We start from the raw sequence: 14,830 nt of genomic DNA, 5'->3' as shown, positions 1-14,830 counted from the left end.
ATACCTGATCAGGGTTTGATACCTGTAAACAAGGGCTTACCTCTCGGTAAGCCCCTTCATTTCCAGGTACGACTCAATCCCCCAGTGCTTCTCCCTCACGCCGTGGATCAGCCCCGCCCGCCAGCGAAGCGTTCCCTTGCGCATCCTTGATCCGAACAATCGCCTGAGTCCCGCTGGTCATGTCGATCTCGTTCACGTTGTGCCCTTTGTCCTTCAGTGCCTGAATCAGCTCTGGGCTGAACTGCCCCTGTTCCAGTTCGGTCGGGCCGTTGCGGCTGCCGAAATTGGGCAGGCTGATGGCCGCTTGCGGGTCGAGGTTCCAGTCGAGCAGGCCGATGGTGGATTTGGCCACGTATTCGATGATTTGCGAGCCGCCGGGGGAGCCGACGGTGGCCAGGAACTCGCCGTTCTGACGGTCGAAGATCAGTGTTGGCGCCATGGACGAGCGCGGGCGTTTACCCGGTTCGACGCGGTTGGCGACTTTTTGTCCGTTCTCTTCAGGGATGAACGAGAAGTCGGTCATCTGGTTGTTGAGCAGAAACCCCTGGACCATCAGGTGCGAGCCAAACGCCGCTTCCACGGTAGTGGTCATGGACACGGCGCCGCCTTCGTCATCGACTGCCACCACTTGCGAGGTGGAGATGCGCAGCGGTGAGTGGTCCGGCGCATAGGCAACTTGGATACCCGGTGGGGTGCCGGGTTTGGCCAGACCCATGCTGCGGTCGCCAATCAAGGTGGCGCGGCTGGCCAGATAAGTCGGGTCGATCAGACCTTTTACCGGAACGGGTACGAAGTCGGTGTCGGCGACATACTGCGCTCGGTCGGCGTAAGCCAGGCGCTCGGCTTCGGCGATCAGGTGCACAGCTTCTGGGGCGGGTTCGATGCCTGCCGGTTTGCTGGTCTTGACCGGTTTGAGTGGTGCCAGGGCAAAACGCGGGTCGCGGGATTCCAGCGCCTGCAAGGTGCCGAGAATTTGCGCCACGGCGATCCCGCCCGACGACGGTGGCGGCATGCCGCAGACCTTCCAGCGCTTGTAGTCGGTGCACAGCGGCCCGCGTTCCTTAGCCTTATAGCCTTGGAGATCGTTCAGCGACAGGCTGCCAGGGTTGGCATGGCCCTGAACCTTGGCGACGATCTCTTTGGCGATCGGACCTTTGTACAGGGCATCTGGACCTTCCTTGGCGATGCGCTTGAACACGGCGGCGAGTGCCGGGTTTTTCAGCTGTGTGCCGATGGCTTTCGGGCTGCCATCGACATTCAGAAAGTAGGCGGCCATGTCCGGTGAGCGCTGTATGAAAGCGTCTGCGGCGATCAACTGATGCAGTCGGGGCGAAATGGCGAAGCCTTGTTCCGCCAGTTTGATGGCGGGCTCGAACAACTTCGACCACGGCAGGCGACCGTGCTTTTGATGGGCCAGTTCAAGTGCCCGCAATACACCCGGCGTCCCCACCGAGCGCCCGCCGATCTGTGCCTGGGTGAACGGCATCGGTTTGCCGTCGGCTTGCAGGAACAGTTTTTCAGTGGCGCCGGCCGGAGCGGTTTCGCGCCCATCATAGGTGCGTACAGCCTTGCCATCCCACAGGACAATCAATGCGCCACCGCCGATACCCGACGATTGCGGTTCGACCAGCGTCAACACTGCTTGCATGGCAATGGCCGCATCAATCGCCGACCCACCTTCACGCAGCATCTCCCGCCCGGCTTCGGCTGCCAGCGGGTTGGCGGCTGCGGCCATGTGTTTCGAGGCGTGCCGGGTCGGCAGGTCGGTGCGATAACCGGAGGCGATTTCCGGCGCGACCGGCAGAGTAGAAACTGGCGGCGAAGAGGGCAGGGTATTACACGCGGTGAGGGTTAAAGCGATGGCGATCAGCGAAAAGGCTGACAGGCGATAGCGGCTCAAGTGGAAGGCTGAGAACACGCAGGGCACTCCGTCCATGGGATAAAATGTCCGGGGACTTTATCGGTCTGGGGGGAACGACGCAAATCAGGTCCGCCGTCCTGAAACAATGCCATTTTTCTCGATGCATAAAAAAACGGCCTACCTTTCGGTAAGCCGTTTTTAGTACTTGGTGGCTACACAGGGACTTGAACCCCGGACCCCAGCATTATGAATGCTATGCTCTAACCAACTGAGCTATGTAGCCAAGTGGCGCGCATTATTCACCTGTAATGGAAATGCGTCAAGCGTAAATTTAAAATATTTCTCCACACTTTCAACCGCTTATCCCGCTGACCCGAAAAATCGGGCCACGAGAGGGTGTCAATTGAGCTGGAATCTGCCGGTATTCGCACTCAAGGCCTTGCTGCCCTGGCTCAAGGTGTCTGCCGCGAGGTTCACCGCCCGTGCGCCTTCAAGCAAGCGTACTGCGGCCTGATCGACTTGCTGGATGTTGCCGCTGACTTCATCGGCGGTGCTCGCTTGCTCTTCGACAGCGGTGGCGATCTGCGCCAGGGTGTCGGTGACACTCTGCACCGCGCTGGCGATTTCCCCCAGTCGCTCGCCCAGACCGGTGACGGCTTGCGCATCCGATTGGGCTTGGCCGCAGGCGGCTTCCATCAGGCTCACGGCTTCGTTGACGGTGCTGCGCAAGCTATCAACGGTGCCGGCGATTTGCGCGGTGGACGATTGGGTGCGTTGCGACAGGCTGCGCACTTCATCGGCCACGACGGCAAAGCCACGACCTTGCTCGCCGGCCCGTGCCGCCTCAATGGCGGCGTTGAGCGCGAGCAGGTTGGTTTGTTCGGCGACGCCGCGAATGGTATCGACCACCGATTGAATCTGCTGCCCTTGCTCGCTGACCCGGCCCAGGGCTGCCGCGGTGTCGTTCAAGCGCTGGTTGAGCTGCTGAATACTCGCTGTCGTGCGTTGGCTGTCACGGCTGCTGTCGGCGGCGATACGCTGGGTGTGCTGAGCGCTGCCTGAGGCCTGTTCGCAACTCTGGGCGACCCCTTGAGAAGTGGCCGCCAGTTGCGTGGCCGCAGCGGCGATCTGGCTGATCTGCAACTGCTGAGCTTCGACTTCCCCAAGGGCTCCGCTCGAGTGATGGTTGAGGGTGCGCACTGCGTTGCTCAGCTGCAAGGTCTCATGATCGACCCCCAAGAGGCTGTTGCGCAGTTGCACCACCGCAACATTGAGGGCGGTGCTGATCGCCGCCAGTTCGTCGCGGCCCTGCACCGGTACTTGCAGGCTCAGGTTGCCGTCACGCAGTGCTTCGGCCAACAGCGTAATGCCGCTGGCGCTGCGACGGATCGAGGCCTGCAAACAGATGAACAGGTACAGCGCGGCCAGTAGCAGGCAGCCAAAAACTGTCGCCACCAGGATGAATTGGCGGATGGCCGAGCCGTGGTAATAATCCAGCCGTTGATCCAGAGAAACCAACGATTGCTGGCGCAACGAGGCGAGGTCGCCGAGGAGGGCGTCGAGGCTGCGTTCAAAGTCTTCCGGCTTGAGGTTGATGCTGCCGCCGAAAACGCCGTCGTCCAGCACTTTCAAACCGGCGTCCAGGTGTTTGAGGCTGTCGTGATATTGCCCGGCCCAGGTTTGCAAGGCGCTGGGCAGGCGCGCTTCCAGCAGGCCGGCGGTTTTCATCAGCTGCTCCCGGGCATCGCCGATGCGGCTGCGCAAGTCCCGCAGTTGCAGGCGGCTTTGCAGGGTGAACTGCCCGGATACTACTGAGGCCTGACCGACCGCGGCGAGGCGACCGACCCGTTCGATCAGGTCCGGTGCGTGTTGAGTGGAAATCTGCGTCAACAGCCAGGTTTCCAGCCATGGCGCGAGGGTCAGGCGACTGTCCATGGCGATTTGTTCGCGCAAGGCTTGCAGAGCACTCAAGGCATTGGTGAAGCGATCGTAACCGTCCGGCCACCAACCGACGCTGCTCAGGCTTTTCGAGTCCAGGCCGGTGAGGGCGGTTTGCAGGGCCTGATAGCGGATGAGGGTCTGACCCTCGGCACCTTCGGTTTTCAGAGTATTGCCCAAATCCGTGATGGCTTGGGCGACGGCCGGCTGAACCGCATCGAACGCTGCCATCGCCGCGATGGTCGCGGGTGTCGGTTGGCGATTGGTTTCAGTGGCGCGCCAACGAGCGGCGCGGTCACGCTGGGCGGCGAGCAGGTTGTCGAGCGCATCCAGGGCGAGCAATTGACGAACCCCGGCGCGTTCACCCGAGATCAGGCTCAATTTGTCACGATAGTCCTGACCGATCATCCACAGGCTGCCCGCGAGTGGCAGGATAAACAGCAGAAACAGCAGCTGAAATTTGCGCGCGAAGCCGAAACGCCCCAGCAACCCGATCCCCGGTGATAAAAAAGCCTGCATGCCCCATGACTCCTCTGGACACCACGCACCATTGGCGTGCGTCGAGGTCGTTGCGACCGCGACTCGTGCCCTTCTAAAAGGCTCGAAAGTTCACCTTGGTCCGCTCTGTAGGCCGACTCTGTAGCGAAACTTCCCATTCTCGGTTCCCTTTGTAAGGGCCCGCGTTGAAGCGGATAAACAAGGCAAGATTCAGACCATGGCTTTGCGCTATCACCTTCTTTTTTTGAAGTCGGTAGCAGGCTAAGGGGATGGCGCAACCGCACCGAAAAATGGCACATTGACCGACCTGCCAGTGCGCACCCATCCGCAGTACGGAAACTCTCATGGCCATCAGCAACGTTCAGTCCGCCGTGACGTCGGCGCCCGCGACTTCACAAAGCAGTCCGCTGGTCATGCGCATTATCGGCGCGGTGGCGCTGGCGCATCTGATCAACGACCTGATTCAAGCGGTATTGCCGTCGATCTATCCGATGCTCAAGGCCAGCTATGGCCTGACCTTCACCCAGATCGGCCTGATCACTCTGACCTTTCAACTGACGGCCTCGCTGTTGCAGCCATGGGTCGGTTACCACACTGATCGTCATCCCAAACCCTGGCTGTTGCCGGCCGGTACCGTCTGCACATTGATCGGCATTCTGATGATGTCCGTGGTCGGTAGCTTCCCGATGATTCTGCTGGCGGCGGGGTTGATCGGTGTCGGTTCATCGACCTTTCACCCGGAAGCTTCTCGTGTGGCGCGACTCGCCTCGGGGGGGCGTTTCGGTTTGGCGCAGTCGACGTTTCAGGTCGGTGGTAATGCGGGCTCGGCTTTCGGGCCGTTGCTGGCGGCTGCGATCATCATTCCCTATGGTCAGGGACATGTGGCCTGGTTCGGATTGTTCGCGCTGTTTGCGCTGTTCGTGCTGTATCGGATCAGTCGCTGGTACGCCAACCACCTGAATCTGTTCAAGCTCAAACAAGGTCAGGCAGCGACTCACGGCCTGTCGAAACGACGGGTGATCAGCGCACTGGTGGTCCTCGGGTTGCTGGTGTTCTCCAAGTATTTCTACATGGCCAGTCTCACCAGTTACTTCACGTTCTACCTGATTGAAAAATTCGACCTGTCGGTGGCCAGCTCGCAGTTGCACCTGTTTCTGTTTCTCGGAGCGGTAGCGGCGGGGACCTTCTTCGGCGGGCCGATCGGCGACAAGATCGGGCGCAAGGCGGTGATCTGGTTCTCGATCCTCGGCGTCGCACCGTTCACCCTGATGCTGCCTCACGTCGATCTGTTCTGGACCAGCGTCCTTAGCGTGGTGATCGGTTTCATCCTCGCCTCGGCGTTCTCGGCCATTGTGGTGTATGCGCAAGAACTGGTGCCGGGGAATGTCGGGATGATTGCCGGCGTGTTCTTCGGCCTGATGTTCGGCTTCGGAGGGATTGGTGCGGCGTTACTCGGGCATCTGGCGGATGTCCACGGCATTGAGTACGTCTACTTTCTTTGTTCGTTCCTGCCGTTGCTTGGGGTGTTGGCGATCTTTCTGCCAAGAACCAAAAAGGCCTGACCCCACACCGACCTGTAGGGATCATGCAAATCGTTGACGCAGCGCATGCCGAGCCGTCCTTTGATATTCAGGGGCAAGCGCCGCGAGCGGCGGCGCGAAGGGCCAGGCTCAGGCGCCCGTAACCACCGAAACGTCAGCCGAGGACGATGAGCGAAAACCGTAGAACCATGCCATGAGGGCTCCGACGGTACCCATGATTATGCAATAGCCTACGCAGACCCAAGGGCTCCACGGCATCAGCCCGATCAGCAGCAGCGGTGTGGTACTGGCCCAGAGTGCGTAGGCAATATTGTAGGTAAAGGAGATGCCGGACACCCGGATCCGAGCCGGAAACAATCCCACCATTACCGAAGGCACCGCGCCCACCACGCCGCAGGTCAGGCCGGCCACAGCATAGGCCACGCTGATCCAGTAGCCACCACTGATCAGGCTGGCGTAGAGCGTCGCCGTTCCTACCGGCAGCAGCAGGCTATAAACCAGCACTGCACGCCAGGCGCCGATCCGGTCAACCAGTAATCCCGCCAGCACACAGCCGATATTCAGGAACACAATGCCCAGGCTGCTCAGTGCGAACGTATGACGGGCGCTCATGCCGAAGCTTTTCTGCATGACGGTCGGGGTGATCACCACCAGCACCACCACCGCCGACGTCAGCACACAGGTCAAAAGCATCGCCGGCAGGATGGACTTGCGGTGATCGCGCAACACCGTCCGCAACGGCAGCTCTGCATCCGCCTCCCGTCGCGCCTGCAAGGCCATGAACACCGGGGTTTCGCTCAGCCAGCGCCGCAGCCAGACCCCGATCACTCCAAATACACCGCCCAGCAGGAAGGGGAAGCGCCAAGCGAAGTCGAGGATCTCGGCCGGGCTGTAGATCCGCGCCAGAAGGGTCGCAGTCAATGCCCCCAGCAAATAGCCGAACGTCAACCCGGCCTGCAGCACACCCAAGGCATAGCCACGATGCCCGACCGGGGCATGCTCGGCCACGAACACCCAGGCGCTCGGCACTTCGCCACCCACCGCGGCACCTTGCAGCACCCGCAACAGCAGCAGGATCAAGGGGGCCCAGTAACCGATCTGTTCATAGGTCGGCATGATCCCGATCAACAGGCAGGGCAAAGCCATCATCAGGATGCTCAGGCTGAACACCCGCTTGCGCCCCACCCGATCAGCGAAGTGCGCCATCAGGATGCCGCCCAGCGGGCGTGCCAGATAGCCGGTGACGAAAATCCCGAAACTTTGCAGCAATCGCAGCCACTCAGGCATCTCTGGTGGAAAGAACAATTGGCTGAGGGTCAGGGCGAAGAACACAAAGATGATGAAGTCGTAGATTTCCAGTGCGCCACCCAGCGCCGCCAGACCCAGGGTCTTGTAGTCAGACCGGGAAAAGCGACCGGGTTGTGGATAAATATGGGCCGTCATAAAGGGACTCTAAACTGGTACTTATGAAAATTCGCGACTGAAACAGCATTCGAAACCAAGCCCTTGAACGGGCCATGTCGTCTGAATAATGCCATCAGGTATCTGGCTGGCAATGGTCCATCCAATTACCGGGCGGGACAACCAGACAATGCATCTGGGTTGCTTTTTAGCGCAAATCTGTACATTGAGTTTTCTTGCGTTTAACCAATAATCGGGCACTTCCTCATCCTGGACATTGAGCACAACATGGAAGAAATTCAGCGTAATTTCGACGATTTTAATCATCGGAGGTTGAACAATCGCGATTTGTACTCGGTCGGTTGTAATGACCATCCCGTGGAGTTTTCAATCATCATAAGAAGACACTTATGAGCACTCATACCCGTACTAAACGATTGACGGTTCCGCAACTGGTCGCGATGAAGGGCCAACAGAAAATCGTATCCCTGACGGCATACTCCAGCTCTATTGCCAGGCTGATCGACCCTATCGTCGACTTCATTCTGGTCGGTGACTCTACTGCAATGGTGGGCTATGGTCGGGCCTCGACGCTGAGCATGCAGCTCGAAGAAATCATCGGCCACACCCGGGCCGTGGTCGACAGCACACGTCTGTCTTGTGTCATCGCCGACATGCCGTTCGGCAGCTATCAGGAATCCAACGAGCAGGCCTTTCGCAATTGCGCGCAGGTCCTGGCGCGCACCGGTTGCGATGCCGTCAAGCTGGAAGCCAACAAAGCTCTGGCAGGTACCATCGAGTTTCTGGTGGCGCGCGGTATTCCGGTCATGGCCCACGTCGGGCTGATGCCGCAGTTCGTCAATGTCATGGGGGGATTCAAGGCCCAGGGCCTGACCGCCGAAACCGGCGCGGTAATTGCCGAAGATGCTCGGGCCAATCTCGAAGCCGGAGCTTTCAGTCTGTTGCTCGAGGGTGTGGCCGAAGGCGTAGCCCGGCAAATTACTCTGGATTCGAAAATGCCCACCATTGGCATCGGCGCCTCACCGGCCTGCGACGGCCAGGTGCTGGTGACCGAAGACGTGCTGGGTTTGGGCGGCGAGCAGGTACCGCGATTCGTCAAACAGTACGCCGATGTCGGCGCGGTGATTCGCGACGCTTGTGAGCGTTTTGCCGAAGAGGTGCGCGATGGCCGATTCCCTGAGTCACGGCATTGCTATGGGCTCTAGTCATGGTTAGGACTCATCATTGATAGCCTGGGCCAGTTTCTTCAGGGCCAAGGGAATATCCTTGCTCCAGTCGAGGGTGTAGCTCAGGCGCACGTGATGCCGCCAGGCCCCCTGCTGGCTGAAGATTTCCCCGGGGGCGATAACGATGCGCTGGGCCAGCAAGCGCTCGAACACCCGTCGCATGTCCACGGGATGTATGGCCTCGAGCCAGAACGTCGCGCCGCCTTGCGGGGCGACAATCTGTAACGGGGCATCACCTTGTTCCTCCAGCAGGACCTTCATCCGTGTCATACGGTCCAGCAGCATGGCCCGCAACACCATCAGATGCTGGTCGATGCGCTTGGAACTGAAGAGTTTGGCGATCGCTTTCTGACGGATCGGCGACAGGCGAAATGCCCGTTCCAGGAATAGCCGATGCAACTGAGGCCCGTGTCGGCGACACAGCACATAACCGTAGGGGGCTTCCGAGCCAATGATCTTGTCGAAGGTCGAGAACACCAGCAGCTTTTCCGGATCGGCAAAGTCGCGATAGCGGGCGGGCAGGGGGGAAAAATAGAACTCACCGTAGCTGTCATTTTCGAACAGCCAGATGTCCCGCTCCGCCAACCATCGACAGATCTGCTGCTTATCCTGCGCTGGCATCAAATTGCCTTGGGGAATGTTTACGGTCGACGACAGCACTGCCAGCCGGATGGGCTCACGCCTGAGCAGCTCATTGAGTGCGGGCAGGTTGAAACGTCCATCCTCGCCGAGGGGCACTTCGATCACGCGAATCTTTGCCGCTTGCAACTGGCGCAGGATCGCCCACGAACACGGCGATTCCACCAGCGCCACAGTGCCAACCAAATTCAGGGCACTGAGGGACAACTCCAGCACACTGCGCAGGTCCGAGCCGATATACACATGCTCGGCCTGCCAGTAGCAGTGCGTGGAACGGGTGTATCGGTCGGCCAGAGCGCCGCGCAACTCGGGTTCGCCGAATGGCTGATAGAGTGGTGCATGGGAGCGCGGATATTGCCGAGCCAGTTCGCGCTCCATCATCAACAGTGGATTTTCCAGCGACAACAGCATAGCCGGCGCGTCGCTGCTAAGGGCCAGCATCCCAGGCTGGCGTGCGTTGGAGAATACGTTGTCCAACAGATTGGGCGAGCCCTCGCTTAATAAAGGGGGCGGCATCGCCTTGATGAAATAACCGAATTTGGGTTTGGCATAAATCCGCCCCTCGTCCTCAAGAAGGGAATAGGCGTACTTGGTCGTCGACACCGACACGTTCAGACGCCGAGCCAGTTGCCGCAAGGACGGTAATTTTTGCTCACGTTCGGAATTGGCGGTCTCGATCAACTCGACCAAATAGCGGTACACCGCCTGATAGGCGAAGGAAGCGTCTTTGGTTGTATCCAGGCTCACGTGCTGAAAATCCTGTGTGCCCACTTCACGACAATGCTGGCGACCTGGCGTGGCATGCCTGAGGCATGTTGTTCCAGGTGTTCAAGTTCAGCGATGACCCTGGGCCTCAGGGCAATGACATCAAGCAAAACCAGACGACATTCGAGAGGAAATGGCATGCTCTTCAATCCCTGTTGTGATTGCCAATACAACCATTCTTGCATAACTCGGCAGCGTACCCGCGTGGCGGAACCGGCTGCTGAGGAGTTCCGGTAACGTACTCATCAACATTCCGGATCACAGTGGAGGAAGGGGGTGACCCCCAAGACGCAAAAATCCCCGTATCAGCAAGTGATTACGGGGATTTTGAGTTTACCGGGAGCCGTGTAAATCCACGGTCACCGTTAGACGTTGAAACGGAAGTGCATCACGTCGCCGTCTTTAACGATGTAATCCTTGCCTTCCAGACGCCATTTACCGGCTTCTTTGGTACCGGCTTCGCCCTTGTACTGGATGAAGTCGTCGTAGGCGATGACTTCGGCGCGGATGAAGCCTTTTTCGAAGTCGGTGTGGATCACGCCGGCGGCTTGTGGTGCAGTAGCACCGACGCGGACGGTCCAGGCGCGGACTTCTTCGACACCGGCGGTGAAGTAGGTCTGCAGGTGCAGCATTTCGTAGCCTGCGCGGATCACGCGGTTCAGGCCTGGCTCTTCAAGGCCCAGGGCTTCGAGGAACATGTCTTTCTCTTCGCCGTCATCCAGCTCGGCGATTTCGGCTTCGATCTTGTTACAGACCGGAACCACCATGGCGCCTTCTTCTTCGGCGATGGCTTTGACGATGTCCAGCAGCGGGTTGTTCTCGAAACCGTCTTCAGCGACGTTGGCGATGTACATGACCGGCTTGGTGGTCAGCAGATGGAAGCCACGAATCACTGCTTTATCATCGGCGCCCATGCTCTTCATCAGCGTGCGCGCTGGCTTGCCGAGGGTGAAGTGAGCGATCAATTGTTCCAGCAGGCCTTTCTGGACCACGGCGTCCTTGTCGCCACCCTTGGCGTTGCGGGCGACTTTCTGCAGTTGCTTCTCGCAGCTGTCGAGGTCGGCGAAGATCAGTTCCAGGTCGATGATCTCGATGTCGCGTTTCGGGTCGACGCTGTTGGAGACGTGAATCACGTTCTCGTCTTCGAAGCAGCGGACCACGTGAGCGATAGCATCGGTCTCGCGGATGTTGGCGAGGAATTTGTTGCCCAGGCCTTCACCTTTCGAGGCACCGGCAACCAGGCCGGCGATGTCGACGAATTCCATGGTGGTCGGCAGGATGCGCTTTGGATTGACGATGGCCGCCAAGGCTTCCAGACGCGGATCCGGCATCGGCACGATACCGGTGTTCGGCTCGATGGTGCAGAAGGGGAAGTTCTCGGCCGCGATCCCGGATTTGGTCAGGGCGTTGAACAGGGTGGACTTGCCGACGTTAGGCAGGCCGACGATGCCGCAATTGAATCCCATGGTGTTTTCCCCGAGGAGTAGAGTCAGGCCTTCTGGCTGTGCAGGTTTTTCATCGCGCGGTTCCATTCACCGGCGAGGATATCCGGCAGCACGCCGAGGGCAAAGTCGATGCTGACATCGAGTTTTTCCTGTTCGGCGCGTGGCGCACGACCCAGGACGAAATTTGAAACCATACTGGCAACGCCCGGGTGGCCAATGCCAAGTCGCAAGCGGTGAAAGGTATTCTGATTGCCCAGTTGCGCGATGATGTCGCGCAACCCGTTGTGACCGCCATGGCCGCCGCCCTGTTTGAGCTTGGCAACGCCCGGAGGCAGATCGAGTTCGTCATGCGCCACCAGGATTTCTTCAGGCTTGATGCGGAAGAAGCCGGCAAGTGCCGCGACGGCCTGGCCGCTGCGGTTCATGTAGGTGGTGGGAATCAGCAGACGAACATCCTGATCCTGATGCGAATAGCGCCCGGTCAGGCCGAAATACTTGCGATCGGCCACAAGGTTGACACCCTGCGCGTGCGCGATGCGCTCAACAAAAAGGGCCCCTGCGTTATGCCGGGTCTGTTCGTATTCAGCGCCTGGATTTCCCAGGCCAACGATCAGTTTGATGGCAGTCACGATAGGGGCCCTTCCTTGGAGTGGTGGATAACATCGCCGCAATCAGGGTGTGCGGCGAAAGTGGACGACAAGTGCTCATTTACCATTATGTAAACTCCGCGTTCTCGCCCGCTTTCTCGCTACGCTCTAGTCCGCGATGTTTCCGGTCACTCCGGCGAACAGAGTGAAATTACTCTGCTGCGCCTTCAGTAGCTTCTGGAGCAACACGTGGAGCGTGAACGTTGGCAACAGCCAGGTCGTTACCGTGAGCCAGAGCAACAAACTCAACGCCTTTAGGGGCTTTGAGGTCGGACAGGTGAATGATCGAGCCGACTTCGGCATCAGCCAGGTCAACTTCGATGAATTCAGGCAGGTCTTTTGGCAGGCACGAAACTTCGATTTCAGAAACAACGTGCGAGATTTCGCCGCCTTTCTTGATCGGAGCAGCTTCGCCAACGAAGTGTACAGGCACGATAGCGGTCAGTTTCTGGCCAGCTACAACGCGTACGAAGTCAGCGTGCATCACGTGGCCTTTGGCCGGGTGACGCTGCAGAGCCTTGATGATTACGTTTTGCTTGGTGCCGCCAACGTTCAGCTCGATGATGTGGCTGTAAGCCGCTTCGTTCTCGAGCAGTTTGGCAACTTCTTTAGCCAGCATGCTGATGGATTCAGGGGCTTTGTCGCCACCGTAAACTACAGCTGGAACCAGGCTTGCGAGACGACGCAGGCGGCGGCTCGCACCTTTCCCCAGGTCGGAACGCACTTCAGCATTCAGAGTAAAATCGTTCATGTTGTATCTCCAAAATAACCACATTCGCCCCAGCGTTTGCGACCAGCGCTTAAAGGCGATATGGGCAAAAAAGCCCCGCCCCGACAGGAATGCCGGGGCGGGGCGCTTTTCGTCAACGAGATGTAATGAGAAGGGCAGGGCCCTTAACGGAACATCGCGCTGATCGATTCTTCATTGCTGATGCGGCGGACCGCCTCGGCAACTACCGGTGCGATATCCAGTTGACGGATACGCGCACAGGCTTGTGCTGCAGCGGACAGCGGGATGGTGTTTGTTACCACCAGCTCGTCCAGCACGGAATTTTCAATGTTTTCGATCGCCCGACCCGACAGCACAGGGTGCGTGCAGTAGGCGAAAACCTTGGCAGCGCCATGCTCTTTCAGGGCCTTGGCCGCGTGGCACAGAGTGCCGGCGGTATCGACCATGTCATCGACCAGAATACAGGTACGCCCTTCGACATCACCGATGATATGCATCACTTCAGAGTGATTGGCTTTCTCACGGCGTTTGTCGATGATCCCGAGATCCACGCCCAGGGATTTGGCAACAGCCCGTGCACGCACGACGCCACCAATGTCCGGGGACACGATCATCAGGTTTTCGAAGCGCTGATCTTCAATGTCATCCACCAGTACCGGGGAGCCGTAGATGTTATCTACCGGAATATCGAAGAAGCCCTGAATCTGGTCAGCATGCAGATCAACCGTGAGAACACGATCGATGCCGACTACGGTAAGCATGTCAGCAACGACTTTCGCGCTGATAGCCACACGTGCGGAGCGCGGACGGCGATCCTGACGGGCATAACCAAAGTAAGGAATAACAGCTGTGATACGAGTAGCCGAGGAGCGGCGGAAGGCATCAGCCATCACTACCAGTTCCATCAGGTTGTCGTTGGTCGGAGCGCAAGTCGGCTGAATAATGAAGACGTCTTTACCGCGAACGTTTTCATTGATCTCGGCAGTAATTTCGCCGTCGGAAAACTTACCGACAGAAATGTCACCGAGAGGGATATGCAGCTGACGTACAACACGCCGAGCCAGATCGGGGTTAGCGTTCCCCGTAAAGACCATCATCTTGGACACGCGCAGTACCTGAAGGCTGAGGGTAACCTGGATGAGTATAGGAAAATGGCAGGGGCGGCTGGATTCGAACCAACGCATGGCAGGATCAAAACCTGCTGCCTTACCGCTTGGCGACGCCCCTGTATCTGTTGCAACGAGTACCCAGTACTCGATTCCTTTTAGAGCAGACTTTGCAGCTTGCGATGCAACATCGAAACGTTGCTTCCTTTTGCTACAAACCCTGTAAGGGTCTCTGTTAGAAGGGCCGAGACTTTATCAGCTTCAGCTTTGCTTGGGAAGCCCCCAAACACACAACTTCCAGTTCCGGTGAGTTTTGCTTCGGTAAATTTACCTAACAAATTCAATGCGTTACGTACATCCGGATAACGCCTTGCTACCACCGGCAAGCAGTCATTTCGACTGTTTCCCTTGGGAACGGGGCGCACTTTAATGGGAGGAGTGTTACGTGTCAACAGTGGATCTGAAAAAATTTCTGCTGTACTTACAGATACTTGCGGCACCAGCACGAGATACCACGGTTCTTCGGGCTCCACAGGGGTGAGTTTCTCCCCCACGCCCTCGGCGAAAGCTGCGTGGCCACGCACGAAAACCGGGACGTCGGCGCCAAGCGTAAGGCCCAGCGCGGCCAGCCGATCTTCATTCCAGCCCAGTTGCCAGAGATGATTGAGACCCAGCAATGTGGTTGCCGCATTCGAACTGCCGCCACCGATTCCACCGCCCATGGGCAGGATTTTTTCGATCCAGATGTCGACACCCAGCGAACAACCGGATTGCTCCTGAAGTTTTTTTGCGGCCTTGACGATCAGGTTGCTGTCGTGGGGGACATCGGCGAATTCGGTGTGCAGCCGAATCACGCCATCGTCGCGAACGGCGAAGGTGATTTCATCGCCGTAATCGAGGAACTGAAAAATCGTCTGCAACTCGTGGTAACCGTCTTCGCGGCGACCGAGGATGTGCAGCATCAGGTTGAGCTTGGCGGGCGAGGGCAGTGTCAGGCGTGGTGCAGTCATGG

The 14,830-nt window shown here is 58.6% G+C and carries 12 protein-coding genes and 2 tRNA genes; 2 read left to right on the top strand and 12 right to left on the bottom strand.

Annotated features, from left to right (window positions below; genetic code table 11):
* Window positions 1-73 precede the first annotated feature (73 nt).
* The 3 genes from ggt to ACYZT2_RS24085 form a co-directional block, all read right to left on the bottom strand.
* Window positions 74-1,918: a gamma-glutamyltransferase gene (gene ggt / locus ACYZT2_RS24095; RefSeq protein ID WP_461967968.1), complete on the bottom strand. Its 1,845-nt coding sequence runs from the start codon at window positions 1,916-1,918 to the stop codon at window positions 74-76.
* Between the two features lie 149 nt (window positions 1,919-2,067).
* Window positions 2,068-2,144: transfer RNA gene (locus ACYZT2_RS24090), tRNA-Met, on the bottom strand.
* A 116-nt stretch (window positions 2,145-2,260) separates the two neighbouring features.
* Window positions 2,261-4,318 (bottom strand): methyl-accepting chemotaxis protein, encoded by a 2,058-nt coding sequence (locus tag ACYZT2_RS24085; protein ID WP_461967966.1) that lies wholly within the window; start codon window positions 4,316-4,318, stop codon window positions 2,261-2,263.
* A gap of 323 nt (window positions 4,319-4,641) precedes the next feature.
* Between ACYZT2_RS24085 and ACYZT2_RS24080 the strand changes: the two genes are divergently transcribed.
* Window positions 4,642-5,859: an MFS transporter gene (locus ACYZT2_RS24080; protein ID WP_461967964.1), complete on the top strand. Its 1,218-nt coding sequence runs from the start codon at window positions 4,642-4,644 to the stop codon at window positions 5,857-5,859.
* A 108-nt stretch (window positions 5,860-5,967) separates the two neighbouring features.
* On the opposite strand, the gene ACYZT2_RS24075 is transcribed toward ACYZT2_RS24080, so the two are convergent.
* A complete protein-coding gene (locus ACYZT2_RS24075; RefSeq protein ID WP_461967962.1) occupies window positions 5,968-7,281 on the bottom strand; it encodes an MFS transporter in 1,314 nt (437 codons plus the stop codon).
* A gap of 21 nt (window positions 7,282-7,302) precedes the next feature.
* Window positions 7,303-7,614, bottom strand: coding sequence for a hypothetical protein (locus tag ACYZT2_RS24070; protein WP_461967960.1), 312 nt, complete (start codon window positions 7,612-7,614; stop codon window positions 7,303-7,305).
* Between the two features lie 35 nt (window positions 7,615-7,649).
* On the opposite strand from ACYZT2_RS24070, the gene panB reads away from it, so the two are divergent.
* Window positions 7,650-8,465 carry a 3-methyl-2-oxobutanoate hydroxymethyltransferase gene (panB, locus tag ACYZT2_RS24065; RefSeq protein ID WP_461967958.1) on the top strand — a complete coding sequence of 272 codons (816 nt, stop codon included), beginning with the start codon at window positions 7,650-7,652 and terminating at the stop codon, window positions 8,463-8,465.
* A gap of 6 nt (window positions 8,466-8,471) precedes the next feature.
* On the opposite strand, the gene ACYZT2_RS24060 is transcribed toward panB, so the two are convergent.
* From ACYZT2_RS24060 to ispE, 7 genes are all read right to left on the bottom strand, one after another.
* Window positions 8,472-9,872: an aminotransferase-like domain-containing protein gene (locus ACYZT2_RS24060; RefSeq protein ID WP_461967956.1), complete on the bottom strand. Its 1,401-nt coding sequence runs from the start codon at window positions 9,870-9,872 to the stop codon at window positions 8,472-8,474.
* Window positions 9,873-10,255: 383 nt separating this feature from the next.
* Complete coding sequence (ychF, locus tag ACYZT2_RS24055) at window positions 10,256-11,356, bottom strand: redox-regulated ATPase YchF (protein WP_461967954.1); 1,101 nt, start codon at window positions 11,354-11,356, stop codon at window positions 10,256-10,258.
* 23 nt (window positions 11,357-11,379) lie between these two features.
* Window positions 11,380-11,964, bottom strand: coding sequence for an aminoacyl-tRNA hydrolase (gene pth / locus ACYZT2_RS24050; protein ID WP_461967952.1), 585 nt, complete (start codon window positions 11,962-11,964; stop codon window positions 11,380-11,382).
* Between the two features lie 169 nt (window positions 11,965-12,133).
* On the bottom strand, window positions 12,134-12,733 hold the full coding sequence (locus tag ACYZT2_RS24045) for a 50S ribosomal protein L25/general stress protein Ctc (RefSeq protein ID WP_461967950.1): 600 nt from the start codon (window positions 12,731-12,733) through the stop codon (window positions 12,134-12,136).
* 143 nt (window positions 12,734-12,876) lie between these two features.
* On the bottom strand, window positions 12,877-13,818 hold the full coding sequence (locus tag ACYZT2_RS24040; RefSeq protein ID WP_003171603.1) for a ribose-phosphate pyrophosphokinase: 942 nt from the start codon (window positions 13,816-13,818) through the stop codon (window positions 12,877-12,879).
* A gap of 46 nt (window positions 13,819-13,864) precedes the next feature.
* Window positions 13,865-13,939 (bottom strand) — tRNA-Gln (locus ACYZT2_RS24035).
* A 37-nt stretch (window positions 13,940-13,976) separates the two neighbouring features.
* Window positions 13,977-14,828, bottom strand: coding sequence for a 4-(cytidine 5'-diphospho)-2-C-methyl-D-erythritol kinase (ispE, locus tag ACYZT2_RS24030; RefSeq protein ID WP_461967948.1), 852 nt, complete (start codon window positions 14,826-14,828; stop codon window positions 13,977-13,979).
* Window positions 14,829-14,830: the final 2 nt, after the last annotated feature.

The sequence above is a fragment of the Pseudomonas sp. MDT1-85 genome, assembly GCF_054898065.1.
The sequence above is the reverse complement of the archived record's forward strand: the minus strand, read 5'-3'. Positions and strand labels throughout refer to the sequence as shown.

What these genes read in the sequence shown, in the direction of transcription:
- ACYZT2_RS24085 (WP_461967966.1), bottom strand. Translation starts at nt 4,318, where the DNA reads ATGCAGGCTTTTTTATCACCGGGGATCGGGTTGCTGGGGCGTTTCGGC.
- ACYZT2_RS24080 (WP_461967964.1), top strand. Translation starts at nt 4,642, where the DNA reads ATGGCCATCAGCAACGTTCAGTCCGCCGTGACGTCGGCGCCCGCGACT.
- ACYZT2_RS24075 (WP_461967962.1), bottom strand. Translation starts at nt 7,281, where the DNA reads ATGACGGCCCATATTTATCCACAACCCGGTCGCTTTTCCCGGTCTGAC.
- ACYZT2_RS24070 (WP_461967960.1), bottom strand. Translation starts at nt 7,614, where the DNA reads ATGGTCATTACAACCGACCGAGTACAAATCGCGATTGTTCAACCTCCG.
- panB (WP_461967958.1), top strand. Translation starts at nt 7,650, where the DNA reads ATGAGCACTCATACCCGTACTAAACGATTGACGGTTCCGCAACTGGTC.
- ychF (WP_461967954.1), bottom strand. Translation starts at nt 11,356, where the DNA reads ATGGGATTCAATTGCGGCATCGTCGGCCTGCCTAACGTCGGCAAGTCC.
- ACYZT2_RS24045 (WP_461967950.1), bottom strand. Translation starts at nt 12,733, where the DNA reads ATGAACGATTTTACTCTGAATGCTGAAGTGCGTTCCGACCTGGGGAAA.
- ispE (WP_461967948.1), bottom strand. Translation starts at nt 14,828, where the DNA reads ATGACTGCACCACGCCTGACACTGCCCTCGCCCGCCAAGCTCAACCTG.